The organism is Pseudodesulfovibrio thermohalotolerans, from assembly GCF_021353295.2.
In the GTDB taxonomy this organism is placed as follows: domain Bacteria; phylum Desulfobacterota; class Desulfovibrionia; order Desulfovibrionales; family Desulfovibrionaceae; genus Pseudodesulfovibrio; species Pseudodesulfovibrio thermohalotolerans.
Map to the genome: position 1 here is coordinate 2,242,587 of NZ_CP120635.1, position 16,443 is coordinate 2,259,029.

Sequence of the window (16,443 nt, forward strand, 5' to 3'; positions counted from 1 at the left end):
ACGATCACCTAGGACATCAAATCGCGGACCCGGGCATTGCTCGCCGCCAGCCGCGCGGACAGCAGATTCACCAGAAAACGGTTGATGGCCGTAACCAGCCTGGGAGCACGCGCCTCGATGGCTTCGAGCCTGCGCAAGGTCAGGCGATAGAGAACGCACTTTTCGGCGGCTCGAATGGTCGCCGACCTCGGGGACAGGGTATAAATGCCCATTTCGCCGAACACCGCACCCGGCCCCACTTTTTTCAACCGGACAATGCGTCCGTCGGCCAGTTCCAGTTCCACATCCAGCCTGCCGGATTCCACGAAATACATGGCGTCCGAACCGTCACCCTGACGAAAGACCGTCTCGCCCGCCCGCACCACATCGCGCTGGAGAGCCTTCATGAGCGCCGGTATATACCGGGTCTCCGGGAAGATGGGTACCAACAGTTCGGGCAGGGTCCTGCGCCTCATCTCCAGCATCCCTTCGGCGTCGAGCACGCAATTCTCGCACCACTCCAGGGCATAATCCAGGTTGAAGAAAATTCTGAACTGGCCGTCCTCATCGCCCGCATAGCCCAGGGAGACGAGGTGGGTCTCCAATTCCAACGGCGCGCTGGTGATGACCACCTGCACGCCGCCCTCTTCGGCCAGCCTATGCAGCTTGGCGAAACCGAGCCCGGAAGTCGAAGCAAAACCGTCCACCTGCCGGAAATCAAGAACCAAATAGTCCAGGGAAAGCCGATTTCGTTCCTCCAGCCTCGCGCGCACCGCCTTGAGAAGCCGCTCCATGGACCCGAGAAAGAGGAAACCCTGAACGCGCATAATATGAATGTGGTCGCCATATTCCTTGAGAATCCGCTGTTGCGCCGAGGCCCTGTCCACGTTGCTGGAGTGTTGGGAACCCGAAAGCTGGTTGCGCACCACGCCGCCGCGGCCCGCGCGGCTCACCGTGACCATCAGGGCCAGGACCACGCCGAAGCCGATACCTTCGAGCAGGCCGAGAAGGATGGTGGCCGCGAAGGTCAGCCGGAGCAACCACAGATCGGCCCGGCCGGTGAAGGAAGAGCGGGTTCGGAATCCCCAGTCGCGAATGAGATCAAGCCCGGCGTACACGAGCAGCCCCTCGGGCACGAACCGGGGAATCATGGGCAGCACCACGTCCGCGTAGAACAATCCCACGCCGCAGACCAAACCGGCCACGATCCCGGCCAGCGGCCCCCGGCCTCCGGCGGCATAGCTGCCAGCGCTCCTGCCGTAGGAGAGGGACACGGGCATCCCGCAACACAGCCCGGAAACCATATTCGTCACACCGAGGGCGGCGTATTCGCGGTTCAGATCACTCTCTTTCCCGCGCATAATTTCTAGCCGGGTGATCCGGTACATGACCGTGAGCACGGCCAGAACAACCATGGCGCCGATGTAAAGTGAATGGGACTTGATTACCGCCCACTGGATGTCGCTGAAAAGCAGTGGGGAGCGCAGCACCTCCACCAGATGAACCAGGAGCGAGCCTTCCGGAAACGGCACAGGCGCGGCCAGGTCCTTGAGGGTCGAATCTGTCGCCCAGACACCCACTCCGTTTCCGGCCCCCACGGCGGCAAGAATCAGAGCCAGCAGGAACAGGGAATTCTTGGTCCTGAACATGGCGAAAAACAGGAACAGGCCAAAGATCACACTCGGCCCCATGGTATTGAGGTCCTGATTCAGATCGAAATTGCTGGCCAGAGAGAGGCCCAGACTATAGACGTTGCTCCAGTCGGGATTCAGGCAGCCCATCCAGGCGAACGCCCCGACAAGCACGAACACGCCCACGCCGCCAATGGCTCCGCCGACGATTTGCAGGGGAATGAAGCGAATGAACTCGCCGAGCCTGAACCGTGCCAGCAAAAGCAAACTCAGTCCTGTCAGCAAAGCCGCCACGCTGATGCCCGCCAGGATGGTCGGCAGGATGAGTTCCGGGGCGAAGGTTTCGGACATATGGCGATACATGCCCCCGATGAACAGAAAAAGCACGGCGGTCAGGACCGTTTCCGGGCCGACCAGGGCAAAGGGAATGCGGGAGAGGAAAGAAAAACAGATGGAGCCGACGATGACGCCGGTAAGCGCGGTGCCGAGCAGAAACGGCAGATATTGGTGCATCCCGCCCTGGGAGGCGGCCAGCAAGGACAGGGAATAGACGAAAAACAGCGACAGCAGGCCGGAAACGATGCCCGCGTAAAGGTTGAGCGCCTTGCCACCACGGAGCAGCCGCCAGCGGTCGGGATCCGAGGCGTTCTCAAGGTCCGCCGCGCCTTCATCACCCTTGAAGTCCGCGTCCCACACTTCCGGTCCGCCCGGCTCGGCAAGATCGCTGACGTCGATCTCGCTCTCGTCCACCTCGGGCACGGCCTCGATACTATCCAGCAGCGCGCCGCAACTGGAGCACTTCAGCCCGCTGCCCTGCGCCTGGGCATGGCCACAGGCTGTGCAAATGACGTCTTCCGCTCTCTCCGGCTCAACCGCCATCCCATCGTCGAGATTGATGGGCTGCAAAGGCTCGTCGTCCTCAGCGGCCCTGGAGGGCGCTTTCTCCGGAACACGGTCGCCCGCCACGGCTACACCCTGGCCGCAACCAGGGCACCTGGCTCTCTTCCCAATCAACTCATCCGGGACAATTCGCTCATAACCGCACGAATCACATTTGAAAATAGCCACAGGTTACCGCCGGGTACAAGAGGTGCATCCATAAACCGGGGATAGACGAAACCGGTCGACATATTGTTTCACGCTTCTAGCTACATACGTCAACCCACGGCCTCACGCAAGCCGACCCGCCAATTGAATGCCCGTGCTTTTTTCAAAAAAACATACGTTCAGGGTCTAAAGTTCCCGATCTATGGGCCGATGCAATAAATGCGAGTGAGGCGAATTGTGTACACGGATCGTACCAGCCTCTTCGGACGAGAAACCGAATCCCATGGAAGGGAGACATGCGCAAGCATACCGTTTCCATAATCGTTTCCGACTTGGAAACCCACCCCGCCCTGCCGCGCCTGTTGCAGTCCATCTCCAGGCAGTCCGACGGGCTCGACCGTACCGAAATCGTGATTGCGGGAAACGGCGGGCACGCCTCTTCCGACCTCGGCATATGGCGGGCCATCACGGGACTCGAAGCCATTCGCCTGGAAGAATTCGATGCCGACGTCACCCCTGCACGGGCCCGCAATCAGGCCGCTTCCAGGGCTCTCGGCGACCGGCTCATGTTCGTGAGACCCGATTACCGCCTCGACCCGAAATACCTGACCACTGCCGATGCGGTCTTCGAGGATCATCCCGAAACCGGAATCATGTATGCCGACTACATCCGGCTCGCCCCCGCCAAAAACCGCAGTCTCGGACCATCCATGGTCCAACTCCCTTCATACCGTGACGGCCTGCTCCAGGTCCGGGGCTTCCTCGGTCCTGGCGTGCTCATCACTCGCGAGGCATTCGACCGGACCGGCGGATTCCGGGACAACACCTTTTATCGGGACTGGGACCTCTGGGTCCAGGCGGCCCTGTCGGGCACCCGCTTCCATCACGTCGCGTACCCCCTGGCCTCCTGCGAGCATCACAAGGCGTCCTTCAAAGAACGTGCGGAAGACGGCCGGTGCAAGGCTATCCTGGTCATCAACAACCAGCAGTTTTTCCATGAACACACCGTGCGATGGGCACTGGCCTATCTGCGCGGCGACGCCTGGGCGGCAGCCTTCGGATTCATGTCCATTCCCGGCCCCCTGGACGTCACCCACATGCTTCACGACCACGCCATGCGCGCCATGGGCACCGATGCGCTGGCCGATGAAGCCATCCGCCGATTCCGCCACGCGGCCATCAACTCCGGTCCATTCTGAACAAAGCGCAAAAGGACGCCGCAACCGAAAAGCCTTTGCGCGACATCAATGCATGAAGCCGGAAAACCCGGCAGTCAGGACGAAATAATCCGATGGAATCACCGGCGACGGGAGGCAAAGCGCCGGTATATGCGGCGAAGGATCAACGCCGCGTAACCGAGAAGGCCGGTCAGCAGAAGGATTGCGCCGATGGGGAGCGCGGGACCGAACTCGCGGAGAACACCGTCCTCATCGACGGTGACGAAATAATTGCCCAAAGCGAGCAGAACCAACGCCGCAGCGAGAAGAGCCGCGACCACGGCCCAGGCAACGCGTCCCTCGGCCGATTTATTGAAAGCCTGAAAAAGCGACCATCCGATCAGGCCGACAACCGCCAGAAACAAAAACACATTCATTTGCAACTCCGGTCATGACGCCGGGGCCGCCGGGACCGCCGCCCGGGTCAACCCCGGGCATGGCGGCCCCGAACACGGTCCGTCCCTAAAGAGGGATGCCGGTCTCGACCAGGTCCTGCCGCAGCAGTTCCCTGATGCGCCTGGCGACCGGGCCGGGCTTGACGTCGTGGATGGGCTTGCCGTTGAAGCGGACCACGGGAATGGCGTCCCCGGTGGTGCCCACGATAAGAACTTCGCGGGCGAGGAGGATTTCCTCCTCGCTGATGCCGCGAAAAATAATGGGGACCTCACCCTTGATGAGGTCCACAGCTCGCATGAGAGTGGTTCCGGCCAGGGCGTTGGTGAACTCGGGAATGACCAGACGGCCGTTCTCGTCCACGATGCAGACGTTCTCCGTGGCCCCTTCGGCAAGCAGGCCGTTGTGGTCGAAACAGAACGGGAAGTCGTAGCCCTTCTCTTCGGCCTCGTGCTTCATGAGCACGTTGGGCAGATAGTCGATGGACTTGATGGTCGCGAGATACGGTTGCTTGGCCGGAATAGAGGTCTTGAAGGCGGTGACGCCCTTCTCGTAGACCGACTCCGGTTTTTGGTGCAGGTCGTAGGCCACGACGTAGAGGCTCGCCTCGGGGCATTCGGACGGGTAGATGCCGAAACCGCCCGGCCCGCGCCCGATGAGCACGCGGACCATGCCGTCTTCCCGTCCGCCCGCCCTGGCAACGTCCAGAATGATCTGCCGGATGTCGTCCCAGGGACACGGCGGGGCCATGTAGATGGCCTGGCAGGAACGTTCCATGCGGGCCATGTGCGGCTCAAGCTGATACAGTTTGCGGCCCACGAACTTCATGGTCTCGAAGATACCGTCCCCGCGATGGACCAGATGGTCGTCCCAGGGCATGAGCATGAGCTTCGGGTCCGTGCAGATCATGCCCACACGGTGCTCGTAAAACGCCTGAATCTCGCTCGCGCCGGGCCGCTCGACGGCCAGCATGGCCTCCAGATACGCCTTGGAATCCGCTACATTGGCCACGATGAACTCCTTAGGGCACGCGCACCAGGTCGCGCTCAATGAGGGTCTCGGCGATCTGAACGGTGTTCAGGGCCGCGCCCTTGCGGATGTTGTCGGAAACGACCCACATGTTGATGCCGTTCTCAATGGTTTCGTCCTCGCGAATGCGGCCGACAAAGGTGTCGTCTTCGCCCGAGGCGGTGATGGCCATGGGGTAGGCCAGCTTCTCGGGGTAGTCTTCGACGACAACGCCGGGAGCCTTGGCCAGCAGCGCGCGAACATCGTCGGCGGTCAACTTGAGCTCGGTCTCGATGTTGATGGACTCGGAGTGACCGTAGAAAACGGGGACGCGCACGCAGGTGGCCGTAACCTTGATATTCGGATCGCCCATGATCTTGACGGTCTCGTTGACCATCTTCATCTCTTCCTTGGTGTAGCCGTTGGGCTGGAAAACGTCGATGTGCGGCAGGCAGTTGAAGGCGATCTGGTGCGGATAGACGTCGGCCACGACGGGCTGGCCGGACATGAGGCGGCGGACCTGGTTCTCCAGTTCCTCGATAGCCTTCTGACCGGTGCCGGACACGGCCTGATAGGTGGAAACCACCACACGCTTGATCTTTGCCTCGTCATGGATGGGCTTGAGCGCAACCATCATCTGGATGGTGGAGCAGTTGGGGTTGGCGATGATGCCCTTGTGCCAATCGAGGTCCTCGGGGTTAACTTCGGGAACCACCAGGGGGCACTCGGGGTCCATACGCCAGGCCGAGGAGTTGTCGACCACCACGCAACCCGCCTTGGCTGCGATGGGGGCGAACTTCTCGCTGATGGAGCCGCCGGCGGAGAACAAGGCGATGTCCACACCGTCAAAGGAATTCTCGGTCAGTTCGACCACGGTCAGTTCTTCGCCCTTGCACTCGACCTTTTTGCCCGCGCTTCGGGCGGAGGCCAACGGAATGACCTTGCTGTAGGGGAAATCCCTCTGCTCCAGGACCTTCAGCATCTCCTGGCCCACCGCACCCGTGGCGCCGCACACGGCGACAACGAAATTCTTGCTCATCTTCCTTACTCCCAAGAACTATATATTGAGATTTTTTCCGATTTCCAAAACAGCCTCGGCGCGGTTGAGCGTGTACAGATGCACGCCCGGCGCGCCTCCTTCCAGAAGCTCGCGCGCCTGTTTGGTCGCGTAGTCGATGCCGAGCTTGTACACGGCATCGTCACCGCCCTCCTCATGCGCCTTTTCCAAGGCGCTCAGGAACTTGCCCGGTATGGCGGCGCCACACAGGCCCAGGATGAACTTGGCGGATTTCAGGCTCATGATCGGCAGGATGCCGGGAATGACCGGCACATCCGAACCCATCAACCGAAGCCGCTCCACGTAGTCGAAATACATACGGTTGTCGAAGAACAACTGCGTCACCAAAAATTCCGCGCCCTTGCGGACCTTCAGATGCACCATTTCCAGATCGGACTTGATGGACGGAGACTCGCAGTGAGGCTCGGGATAGGCCGCGCCGCCCACGCATAAACCGGGATACCGCCCGGAGATGTACTCGATAAGGTCCGATGCGTGCCGGAACTCCTGGGCATCGAAATCGAAATTTACCACGCCGCGAGGCGGATCGCCGCGCAGGGCCAGGACGTTGTCGATATCGGCCTTGACCAGGCCTTCGAGAAACCCGTCCAATTTTTCAGCCGAGGCCCCGACGCTGGTCAGGTGGGTGATGGGTTCGATGCCGTGGTCCCGTTTCATCCGGGTGGCGATCTCCAGGGTATTGTCCTGCGTTCCGCCGCCCGCACCGTAGGTCACGGACGCGAACAGGGGATCAAGGACCTTGAGTTTGTCGACCACCTCGAAAAAGACGGGCCATGCTTCCCGCTCTTTGGGCGGAAAGAACTCCATGGAGATGAACGGGGACTTCCCATCGATCAGATCACAAACGCGCAAAGCTTACTCCTTCAACAATCGCTTCAAGTACGGCCCATGGGGGGCAAGTGAAATCATATACTCCTTCTCGGCCCAACCTTCAATGGGAAATGGCGCGGGGCGCGGCGGGAAGGCGATCCGAATCAGGAATGGAGCGCTTCGACGATGACGGTGTCGGCGGGCAGGAAATCGAGTTGGAGCGGTCCGGAGGGATCGACCCAGGCCATGAGCTGATTTTCAAGACCCTTCAACCCACCGGAATATTGGCGAATATGAAAGAAATGCAGATGCACGGAGAATTCGTCGTACTCATGCCGCAGGTCGCGCCAGTACTCGAATTCAAGGGGGGTTACGTCCAACTCCTCGCGGAACTCGCGGACGAGCGCCTGCTCGCGGGTTTCGCCCGGCTCCACCTTTCCGCCGGGGAACTCCCACCACCCGGCCATGGGACCGCCGTCAGGCCGCCGCACGGCCAGATACTCGCCGCCGCGCCAGACAATGCCGGCCACCACCTCAAGAACGGGTTTGGTCATGCGGGCTCCCCGTCGCCGGAGATGGCCTCCATGCGCTCTTCCAGTTCGGCCATGCGCTCCATGAGGTTCTCGGCCCACTCGGTGGCATCCTTGTAGGCGGCATTGAGCTTGAGCGCCTCTTCAGGCTTTGCGTACGTGGCGGGATCGTTCATCTTCTCTTCCAGCCCGGCCTGCTCGTCCAGGACCTTTTCCAGGTCCGCCTCAAGCTTTTCATATTTCTTTTTGAGAGGCTTGAGCTCGCGATAAAGGCGGTTGCGCTCCTCGGCCTGGCGGCGCTTCTCCTCCTTGGAAAGCTTGCGCCGCTCCAAAGCCTCCTCGGGATCGCACGAGGCCTGCCCGTTGCGGCACGCCTCCTCCCGCTTCTGCTTCGCGTGATACTCCTCGAACCCGCCGATATGCTGAATCAACCCGTTCTCGTCCAGCGCCCAGACCTCTTCGGCCACCTCATTGAGCAAATAACGGTCGTGGGCCACGAAAAAGAGCGTCCCCTCGTAATCCTGCAACGCGCGAATGAGCCCCTCGCGGGTCTCGATATCCAGATGGTTGGTGGGCTCGTCGAGGAGAAGCAGGTTGGCCCTGGCAAGAAACAACGTGGCCAGGAGCAGGCGGGACTTCTCGCCGCCGGAAAGTCCCCGGACCTTGCGGTCGAAATACGGCTCGCCCAGCAGGAACAGGCCGAGAACGCTCATGACCTGCTCTTCGGTCAACCCGGAGCTGGACAACCGTCTGATCTCCCCGAGGACGGTGCTGTCCAGGTTGAGGATTTCGTGCTGGTGCTGGCTGAAATAGCCCATTTCCGTGCCCGGCCCGATCTTGACGGTACCTGCCGAGGGCGTCAGTGCCCCGGCGATAAGCTTGAGCAAGGTCGACTTGCCCGCGCCGTTGGGCGCGACCACGGCCACCTTCTTGCCCCGAAAGAGCTGAAAATTCAGGGCGGGCCAGACGCTCTCCCCTCCCTCGTAGTGAAATTCCAAATCCACGACCGAGATTGCGACCTTGTCGCCGCGCTTGGGCTCGGGCAAACGGAAGTTCAGGCTCCTGCCGCGATGATGGGAGGCCTGAACCTCCTTGATCTGGCTCAGTTCCCGCTCCAGCTTCTCCACCTTCTTGAGCTTGCTCTGGGCTTGGGCGGCCTTGCGCGCCTTGACGCGGAACTTGTTGATATATTTGTATTCGTTTTCAATCTTCGCCGAAAGCTTGTCCGCTTCCTTGCGCCGCTGCTCCCGATTCTCCTCGTCCCAGGCCAGAAATTCGTCAAAAGACCCCTTGCGCAACAGGGGCTTGGCTCCTCCAAGGAAAAGCACGTGTGTACCCACCCGGTTCAGGAAGATGCGGTCATGAACCACGAAGGCGAGCGCGCCCCGGTAGTTGAGCAGATAGTCCTCAAGCCACTCAACGGCCTCCAGGTCGAGGTGGTTGGTGGGCTCGTCCAGAAGGAGCACGTCCGCGCCCTGCAGAAGCACTCTGCCGAGCTTGGCGCGCTCGCGCCAACCGCCCGAAAGCTCGCCGATGCGCTTGTAAAGCGATTCCTCGGCGAACCCGAGGCCGGTCAGGATGGCCCGCGCCTTGTGATCCGGGTTGTAGCCGTAAAGACGCTCGAACTCGGCCTGCCGATGGGCCAGTTGCTCAATGCGGGCATTGTCGCCCTCGTGCACGGCCCGTTCCCACTCCTCCCAGAACTCGTTCCAGGAAGGCAGCGCGGACAGGACCCAGGCCAAAAGCTGCTGCTCCAGGATCTCGCCGGTCATCTCCTGGGCCACGTAGCCCACTCGGGCTCCCTTGGTCAGGGTGACCTGGCCGCCGTCGGGTTCTATTTCCCCGGCCAGGACCTTGAGCAAGGTGGACTTGCCGCAGCCGTTGGGGCCGGTCAGGGCCAAACGCATACCCGGCGCGACCTCGAAGGCGACGTCGGAAAAGATCGGCTCTCCGCCGAAGGATTTCTGTAGGCTCTGTACTGTAATGCGGGACATGTGTGGACCTTTCTGTTTTGCGGATGACAGATATAATGGGAGGACGGGATTGGCAACCGTTTTGACCGCGCGCGGCCCGCAGGGTACACTGCGCCCATGCAAACATGGCACGTTTACCTGCTCCGTTGCGCGGACAACAGCCTCTATTGCGGCATCACCAACAATCTGGACCGGAGGCTCGCGGCACACAACGCCGGGACTGCCTCCAAATACACCCGGGCGAGACTTCCCGTGCGCCTGGCGGCAAGCGTGACGGTGGACGGCAAGAGCGCGGCCCTTCGGCTGGAGATGGCCATCAAGAAAATGCCCGCAGGACAAAAGATCGAACGACTGCTCGCCACCGGCGAACCTATCCTGAATTCCTAAAGAATTTCCAGTATTCGCTTGCCTCATACCATAATCCAACGTACATTCAATGGAGCCAAGAACGCCGCAAACCCGACAACGCAAAGCTTCATTTCATGCTGGAAGTCAGTACCCTATATCTTCTCCTGGCCATGTTCGGGTTTGTTCTTCTGGGGATTCTTGTCATCCACCACCACAACTGCACCGACCAGGTTTGCCGCAAGAGAAATGAAATCCGGCGGCTGACCGTCGACCTCTCGGCCAAGAACGCCGTTCTCGAAGAACAGATCGCGGAACTCAAAACCAAAATCAACGAAATCGACGACCAGATCGCCCTGCTCGAACAGAGGCAACAGTCATGATGACCTTCAGCATCATCCTGGGTTCCGCCCTCGCCTTCTTCGTCACGGTATTCCGCGCGCTCTCCCGGCACCGCTACACCACCCTGATTCAGCTAAACAACGAACGCCAGGAAATGGACACCCTCCATCAATCCCTGAGCAAGCAGAAGCGGGAGCTCCAACGGGAGCGGACGAACAAGGAGCAGACCCTGTGCTCCCTCAAGAACAAGCGCGGCGATATCCCGACCGTCACCGTTGACGCCCTGGAAGCTTTGGAGATGAACGAAAACGACAAGATCAGCCGCTATCTGCTCGGTCGGAAAAAGATCTCCATGGAGCAGCACGAACGGGCCATCCAAAAGATGAACATCCTCAAAATGGACTACCTCAGCGTATGTCTGACGCTCGGATTCATCGACTTGGAAACCAGCAAAAAAGTCCAGCAGGCCAGCAAGGCCAACGTCCCCTCCCGCTGATCCACTACACCAGACAAAAGGGCCGCATCGCCAAGCGAAGCGGCCCTTTTTTTCAATCTTCACGCAAGCGGACTACATGTTCTTCAGCACGGCCTCGGCCATGGCGGCGCAGCCCACGCGCTTGCAGCCTTCCTGCATGATGTCGCCGGTGCGGTAGCCCTGCTCCAGGGTCTTTTCCACGGCCTGCTCAATGCAGTCGGCCTCGTCGGCCATGTCAAAGGCATGGCGCAGCATCATGGACACGGACAGGATAGTGGCCAGGGGATTGGCCAAATCCTTGCCCGCAATGTCCGGAGCCGAACCGTGAATGGGCTCGAACAGCCCAGGATTGCCCTCGCCCAGCGACGCGGACGGCAACATGCCGATGGAGCCGGTGATGGCCGCAGCCTCGTCGGACAGGATGTCGCCGAACAGGTTGCCGGTGACCAGAACGTCGAACTGGGACGGATCACGCACCAACTGCATGGCCGCGTTGTCGACGTACAGGTGCGACAGCTCCACGTCAGGGTAATTCTTGTGCTCGTCTATGACGATCTCTCGCCACACGCGGGACACGTCCAGCACGTTGGCCTTGTCCACGGAGCAGACCCGGCCGGAGCGCTTGCGGGCGGCCTCGAAGGCCACCTTCGCGATACGGCGAATCTCATGCTCATAGTAAACCATGGTGTTATAGCCGTACCGCTCGCCGTCCTTTTCGCCGTCGAAACGGGGTTCACCGAAATAGATGCCGCCGGTCAGCTCGCGCACGACCATGACATCCAGCCCCTTGGCCACGATGTCGGGGCGGAGATAACAGGCGTCGGACAACTGCTTGAACAGCCGCGCCGGACGCACGTTGGCGAACAGCCCGAGCTCCTTGCGGATGCCGAGCAGCCCTTTCTCCGGGCGGATGGCGGGGTCAATGGTATCCCACTTGGGACCACCAACCGCGCCCAACAGCACAGCGTCGGAATCCTTGCACCGGGCCACGGTCTCCGCAGGCAACGGCACGCCCTCGGCGTCGATGGCGCAGCCGCCGATCAACGCTTCCGTGGTCTCGAAAGCGCGGCCATACTTGTCGCCGACCTTTTCCAGCACCCGCAGGGCCTGGCCCACAATTTCCCGGCCGATGCCGTCACCGGGCAATACACAAATCTTCATCGTCTTCTCCTGTGGATGCGAGATGCCTCCGGCGGCCCTACCGGGGGTCGCCTTCGGCGGGACCAGAGAACCTTTTGAAAAAGGCTCTCTGGACTCTCCAAAACTTTTTATCGCGCCTTCGGCGAGGCCGAGGCGTGCAACAATTCCTTGATCCCCCAATAACCGTTCACGACCTTCATGTCGATCAACGGCCCGAACCTCCTCCCCTTCCCCCGGCCGCCGGAGGCATTCCTACGCCAATTTCCTCTTGGCGTATTCCACCAAGCCGCCCGCATTGAGGATTTCCTGCATGAACGGGGGCACCGGGGCGGCCTGCACGGTCGCGCCGGTGGTCAGATTCTTGATGAGGCCGGAGGCGGTATCCACCTCGATTTCATCGGTATCGCTGAACTTGTCGATGTCATCGCCGATTTCGAGCAGCACCAGGCCCATATTGAACCCGTTGCGGTAAAAGATACGTGCGAAACTGTGCGCCAGGACCACGGGAATGCCCGCGCCCAGGATAGAAATGGGAGCGTGTTCGCGGGACGAGCCGCAGCCGAAGTTCACGCCGCCTATCATGACGTCGTTTTCCTTGATCCGCTTGACCCATCCGGCCTCAAGTCCCTCCATGCAGTTCCTGCCCAGCTCCTTGGCGTCGGTAGTCACCAGGAAACGGGCCGGTATGATGGCGTCCGTATCGATATGGTCGCCCACTTTGTGAGCGGTTCCGGTTACTTTCATTATTGCGCCCTCCTACAGCTTGGCGGGGTTGGTGATCTCACCGGCCACGGCGGAGGCGGCGGCCACGGCGGGGTTGGACAGGAAGACCTCGGATTCCAGGGAGCCCATACGGCCCTTGAAGTTCCGGTTGGTGGTGGTGATGGCGCGTTCGCCGCCCGCCAGGATGCCCATGTGGCCGCCCAGACAGGGGCCGCAGGTGGGCGGTCCCACGATACAACCGGCATCCATGAAGATTTCCATCAACCCTTCCTTCATGCACGCCTTCCAGATGGACGGAGTGGCGGGCAAGATGATGCAGCGCACCTTGGGATCAACCTTGCGGCCCTTGAGCACTTCGGCGGCAAGACGCATATCCTCGATGCGGCCGTTGGTGCAGGAGCCGATGACGGCCTGATGAATCCTGAGCCCGGCGGTCTCGTCGACGGGCTTGACGTTCTCGGGCAGATGCGGACAGGCGACCTGCGGAGCCATGCCGGTCACATCAATGTCGAGCACCCGCTCGTACACGGCATCCTCATCGGCGGCCATAAGCTCGCCACCGGAGAAACCGGCGTTATGGGAATAGTCCAGGGCCTTCTGATCGGCCGGAAAAAGCCCGACTTTGCCACCAGCTTCGATGGCCATGTTGGCGATGGTCATGCGCCCTTCCAGCGACATGTTGTCCACAACCTCGCCGCCATATTCGAGTGCCTTGTAAAGCGCGCCGGACACACCGAGAATGCCGATCTGCTTGAGAACGAAATCCTTGGCTCCCACGTACTGACCGGGGGTGCCGGTGAAATTCACGCGGATGGTCGGCGGCACTTTGAACCAGGTCTCGCCCAGGGCCATGGCCGCACCGATATCGGTGGAGCCCATGCCCGTGGCGAACGCGCCCAGGCCGCCGTAAGTGCAGGTGTGGGAGTCTGCGCCCACGACGATGTCGCCGGGACCGACGATGCCCTTCTCTGGCAGGAGCGCATGTTCCACGCCCACCTCGCCGCATTCGTAGTAATGGGTCACACCCATTTCCTCGGCAAATTCGCGGACCACCTTCACCTGTTCGGCGGAATCAATGTCCTTGTTGGGAGTAAAGTGATCGCAGACCAGGGACACCTTGTCCTGGTCGAAGACCTTTTTCGCGCCCATCGCTTTGAAGGACTTGATGGCCAGGGGGGCGGTGATGTCGTTGGCGAGCACCATGTCCACCCTGCACTGGACAATCTGCCCGGTGCCGGTGACCTCCTGGTCCGTGTGGTTCTGCAAAATCTTTTCTGCTAAGGTCTGCCCCATTGTTTTATTTCTCCTCTTTCGCTTTTTCCAAGCGGTTCAATGCGTTTATCATGGCCAAAGCACTGGCTTTGACCACGTCGCCGTCGTTGGCACGGCCTACGGCCTTGATGCCTTCGAACTCGATGCGCACGGCAACGCCGGCCAAGGCGTCGGCTCCCTCGGTCACGGCATTGACCGAGTAGACTTCGAGTTTCGGCGACACGCCTACTAATGAGTAGATGGACTGGAACACAGCGTCAATGGAGCCTTCACCGAAATTGCTGGTTTTGCGAATTTCGGCATCGCCCTCGGCTCCAAACTCCATGACCGTGGCGGCATGGGGAGGAACGTCGCCGGTGCCGGAAAACACGGACATGTCCACCAGGCGGAAGCGATCCTTGCGGCGGTATACGGACTCCAGGATGAGCGCCTCCACGTCTTCGTCGAAGATCTGCTCCTTCTTGTCAGCCAAATCCTTGACGGCTTTGAAGAGCACGGAGATCTGTTCCTCGTCCAGCTTGTAGCCCAGTTCACCGGCCTTTTTGCGCACGGCGTGCGAGCCGGAATGCTTGCCGATGACAATGTCGTTTGACGTGCGCCCGATGGAAGCCGGGGTCATGATCTCGTAGGTCAGACGGTTCTTGAGCACACCGTCCTGGTGCACGCCGGACTCGTGGGCAAAGGCGTTGGCGCCCACAATGGCCTTGTTGGGCGGAATGGGCATTCCGATAATCTGGGAGAGACGTCGGCAGGACGGGAAAATCTGCTCGGTGTTGATGCCCGTCTCGACGTTGTAGAGCTCCTTGCGGGTGTTGATCGCCATGACCAAATCCTCAAGGGCCGCGTTGCCCGCGCGCTCGCCGATGCCGAGCACCGTGCACTCCACCTGCCGCGCACCTGCCTTGACGGCGGCCAGAGAGTTGGCCACAGCCGAACCAAGGTCATTATGGCAATGGACCGACAGCATGGCCTTGTCGATGTTCCGCACGTTGTCCATGAGGTACTTGGTGAGCTCGTAATACTCGAAAGGCTGGGTATAGCCCACGGTATCAGGGATATTGACCACGCAGGCCCCGGCGTCGATGGCCGTCTCGGCGACCTTGACCAGGAAATCCCAGTCCGACCGCGAGGCGTCCTCGGCAGAGAACTCCACGTTGTCGGTGTACTTCCGGGCGTGGCTGACAGCCTTCTCGATCATCTCGATGACCTCGTCGGCAGTCTTGCCCAGCTTGTGTTTCATGTGAATTTCACTGGTGGCCAGGAAGGTGTGGATACGCGGATGCCTGGCGTCCTTGATGGCCTCCCAGCAACGGTCGATGTCCTTGGTCACAGCGCGGCACAGCCCGGCGATCTGCGGTTTCTCGACCGCCGCGGCAATGGCCTGGACCGCCTCGAAATCACCTTGGCTGGCGATGGGGAAGCCGGCCTCGATGATGTCCACGCCCAAGGTTTCGAGCTGACGGGCCATGCGGATTTTTTCGTCCAGGTTCATGGTCGCGCCCGGAGACTGTTCGCCGTCACGCAAGGTAGTGTCAAATACGTACACTCTGTCTGCCATGGTGTCCTCCGATGGTTCCCCCTGCGGGGATATGTTCTAAATGTTTGACAACGGATATGCAACCGCCAAGCGCAAAACCCGCACGGGGTAGCGTGGCGATAAGGGTCAGTACGACGTACTGATATGGGATGAGGAGTCTAGCTCAGCTCTTTCTTGGAGCCATCCCGCAGTAGTCGCTTGTTGGTGCGGGATAGTAGGAAGAGCGTGTAGAGAGGGCCGGACACGAGGTAGCCCAGGAAGAAGACGAAACCAAGCACCTTGGGACGGGAGGCGATGAGCGAGAAGAGCAAAATCGCGGTGACCATCCAGCTAAAGGGGTGAGCCTTGAAGGCGCCAATTTCCTTGAAGGAGTAGAAGCGAATAGTGCTGACCATGAAGAAGGACAACACATAGACGAGAACCAGAGTGCCCACCGAAACCACGGAATGGATGTATTCCTGCGGCACGTACTCGGAGAAGAGCACCAAAGTGGCCAACGTACAGGCGGCGGCCGGGATGGGCAGGCCCACGAAATGCTTCTTGGAGGTGATGGCGGCCTGGACGTTGAACCGGGCGAGACGCAAAGCCCCGCAGGCCATGAACAGGAAAGCGGCCATGAGGCCGAGGCGGCCAAAATCGTTCAGAACCCAGAGATAGGACATGACTGCCGGAACCACGCCGAAGGCTACCAGATCGGCCAAGGAGTCGAGCTGGACGCCGAATTCACTTTGCGTGTTGGTAATGCGCGCGACCTTGCCGTCCAATCCGTCGAACACGCAACTTGCCAGGATACACAGGGCGCAGGAGGCGATATCCCCCTGAATGGCCCAGGTGAGTCCCAGAAAGCCGACAAACAGGCTGGCCGTAGTCAGCAGGTTCGGCAGAAGGTAGACACTTTTATGGCGCGGCAATTTTTCCTCAACCATGGCAATCGTTTATTCCG

16 protein-coding genes and 1 pseudogene are annotated in these 16,443 nt (G+C 60.5%); 4 read left to right on the plus strand and 13 right to left on the minus strand.

All coding sequences use genetic code 11. The features are described from left to right. Window positions 1-8: 8 nt before the first annotated feature. Window positions 9-2,576 (minus strand): SulP family inorganic anion transporter, encoded by a 2,568-nt coding sequence (locus tag LF599_RS10720; RefSeq protein ID WP_279520740.1) that lies wholly within the window; start codon window positions 2,574-2,576, stop codon window positions 9-11. A 377-nt stretch (window positions 2,577-2,953) separates the two neighbouring features. Here LF599_RS10720 and LF599_RS10725 point away from each other — a divergent pair, with 377 nt between their 5' ends. Beyond that, the gene (locus LF599_RS10725) at window positions 2,954-3,856 is read left to right on the plus strand and encodes a glycosyltransferase family 2 protein (protein ID WP_279520741.1); all 903 of its coding nucleotides are present in this window, start codon (window positions 2,954-2,956) and stop codon (window positions 3,854-3,856) included. A gap of 98 nt (window positions 3,857-3,954) precedes the next feature. Here LF599_RS10725 and LF599_RS10730 read toward each other — a convergent pair whose 3' ends face one another. From LF599_RS10730 to LF599_RS18370, 7 genes and pseudogenes are all read right to left on the minus strand, one after another. Next, the gene (locus LF599_RS10730; protein WP_279520742.1) at window positions 3,955-4,251 is read right to left on the minus strand and encodes a DUF3955 domain-containing protein; all 297 of its coding nucleotides are present in this window, start codon (window positions 4,249-4,251) and stop codon (window positions 3,955-3,957) included. Window positions 4,252-4,336: 85 nt separating this feature from the next. Beyond that, window positions 4,337-5,278 carry an aminotransferase class IV gene (locus LF599_RS10735; protein ID WP_279520743.1) on the minus strand — a complete coding sequence of 314 codons (942 nt, stop codon included), beginning with the start codon at window positions 5,276-5,278 and terminating at the stop codon, window positions 4,337-4,339. A gap of 10 nt (window positions 5,279-5,288) precedes the next feature. Further along, window positions 5,289-6,314, minus strand: a complete 1,026-nt coding sequence (locus LF599_RS10740; protein WP_279520744.1) for an aspartate-semialdehyde dehydrogenase — start codon at window positions 6,312-6,314, stop codon at window positions 5,289-5,291. A gap of 18 nt (window positions 6,315-6,332) precedes the next feature. Continuing rightward, window positions 6,333-7,205, minus strand: coding sequence for a methylenetetrahydrofolate reductase (locus LF599_RS10745; RefSeq protein ID WP_279520745.1), 873 nt, complete (start codon window positions 7,203-7,205; stop codon window positions 6,333-6,335). A gap of 122 nt (window positions 7,206-7,327) precedes the next feature. Beyond that, the gene (locus LF599_RS10750) at window positions 7,328-7,717 is read right to left on the minus strand and encodes a (deoxy)nucleoside triphosphate pyrophosphohydrolase (RefSeq protein ID WP_279520746.1); all 390 of its coding nucleotides are present in this window, start codon (window positions 7,715-7,717) and stop codon (window positions 7,328-7,330) included. Beyond that, the gene (locus LF599_RS10755; RefSeq protein WP_450091457.1) at window positions 7,714-9,159 is read right to left on the minus strand and encodes an ABC-F family ATP-binding cassette domain-containing protein; all 1,446 of its coding nucleotides are present in this window, start codon (window positions 9,157-9,159) and stop codon (window positions 7,714-7,716) included. Before LF599_RS10755 ends, LF599_RS10750 begins: the two co-directional genes overlap by 4 nt. Then, window positions 9,145-9,687: pseudogene (locus LF599_RS18370) on the minus strand (ATP-binding cassette domain-containing protein); the annotation flags it as partial. The pseudogene LF599_RS18370 and the gene LF599_RS10755, both read right to left, overlap by 15 nt. Before the next feature lie 96 nt (window positions 9,688-9,783). On the opposite strand from LF599_RS18370, the gene LF599_RS10760 reads away from it, so the two are divergent. The 3 genes from LF599_RS10760 to LF599_RS10770 all read left to right on the plus strand — a co-directional run bounded on the left by LF599_RS10760 (window position 9,784) and on the right by LF599_RS10770 (window position 10,849). Then, window positions 9,784-10,053, plus strand: a complete 270-nt coding sequence (locus LF599_RS10760) for a GIY-YIG nuclease family protein (protein ID WP_269942447.1) — start codon at window positions 9,784-9,786, stop codon at window positions 10,051-10,053. Window positions 10,054-10,148: 95 nt separating this feature from the next. Then, window positions 10,149-10,394, plus strand: coding sequence for a hypothetical protein (locus LF599_RS10765; RefSeq protein ID WP_269942446.1), 246 nt, complete (start codon window positions 10,149-10,151; stop codon window positions 10,392-10,394). Beyond that, window positions 10,391-10,849 (plus strand): hypothetical protein, encoded by a 459-nt coding sequence (locus tag LF599_RS10770; protein WP_279520748.1) that lies wholly within the window; start codon window positions 10,391-10,393, stop codon window positions 10,847-10,849. The genes LF599_RS10765 and LF599_RS10770 overlap by 4 nt, the downstream gene beginning before the upstream one ends. A 72-nt stretch (window positions 10,850-10,921) precedes the next feature. Here the strand turns inward: LF599_RS10770 and leuB are convergent, their stop codons facing one another. The 5 genes from leuB to pssA form a co-directional block, all read right to left on the minus strand. After that, a complete protein-coding gene (gene leuB / locus LF599_RS10775) occupies window positions 10,922-11,989 on the minus strand; it encodes a 3-isopropylmalate dehydrogenase (RefSeq protein WP_279520749.1) in 1,068 nt (355 codons plus the stop codon). Window positions 11,990-12,220: 231 nt separating this feature from the next. Beyond that, entirely contained in the window at window positions 12,221-12,712 is a 492-nt protein-coding gene (locus LF599_RS10780) for a 3-isopropylmalate dehydratase small subunit (protein WP_279520750.1), read from the minus strand. Between the two features lie 12 nt (window positions 12,713-12,724). Further along, the gene (gene leuC / locus LF599_RS10785; RefSeq protein ID WP_279520751.1) at window positions 12,725-13,984 is read right to left on the minus strand and encodes a 3-isopropylmalate dehydratase large subunit; all 1,260 of its coding nucleotides are present in this window, start codon (window positions 13,982-13,984) and stop codon (window positions 12,725-12,727) included. 4 nt (window positions 13,985-13,988) lie between these two features. Further along, window positions 13,989-15,521, minus strand: coding sequence for a 2-isopropylmalate synthase (locus LF599_RS10790; RefSeq protein ID WP_279520752.1), 1,533 nt, complete (start codon window positions 15,519-15,521; stop codon window positions 13,989-13,991). Between the two features lie 137 nt (window positions 15,522-15,658). Next, on the minus strand, window positions 15,659-16,426 hold the full coding sequence (pssA, locus tag LF599_RS10795; protein WP_279520753.1) for a CDP-diacylglycerol--serine O-phosphatidyltransferase: 768 nt from the start codon (window positions 16,424-16,426) through the stop codon (window positions 15,659-15,661). Window positions 16,427-16,443: the final 17 nt, after the last annotated feature.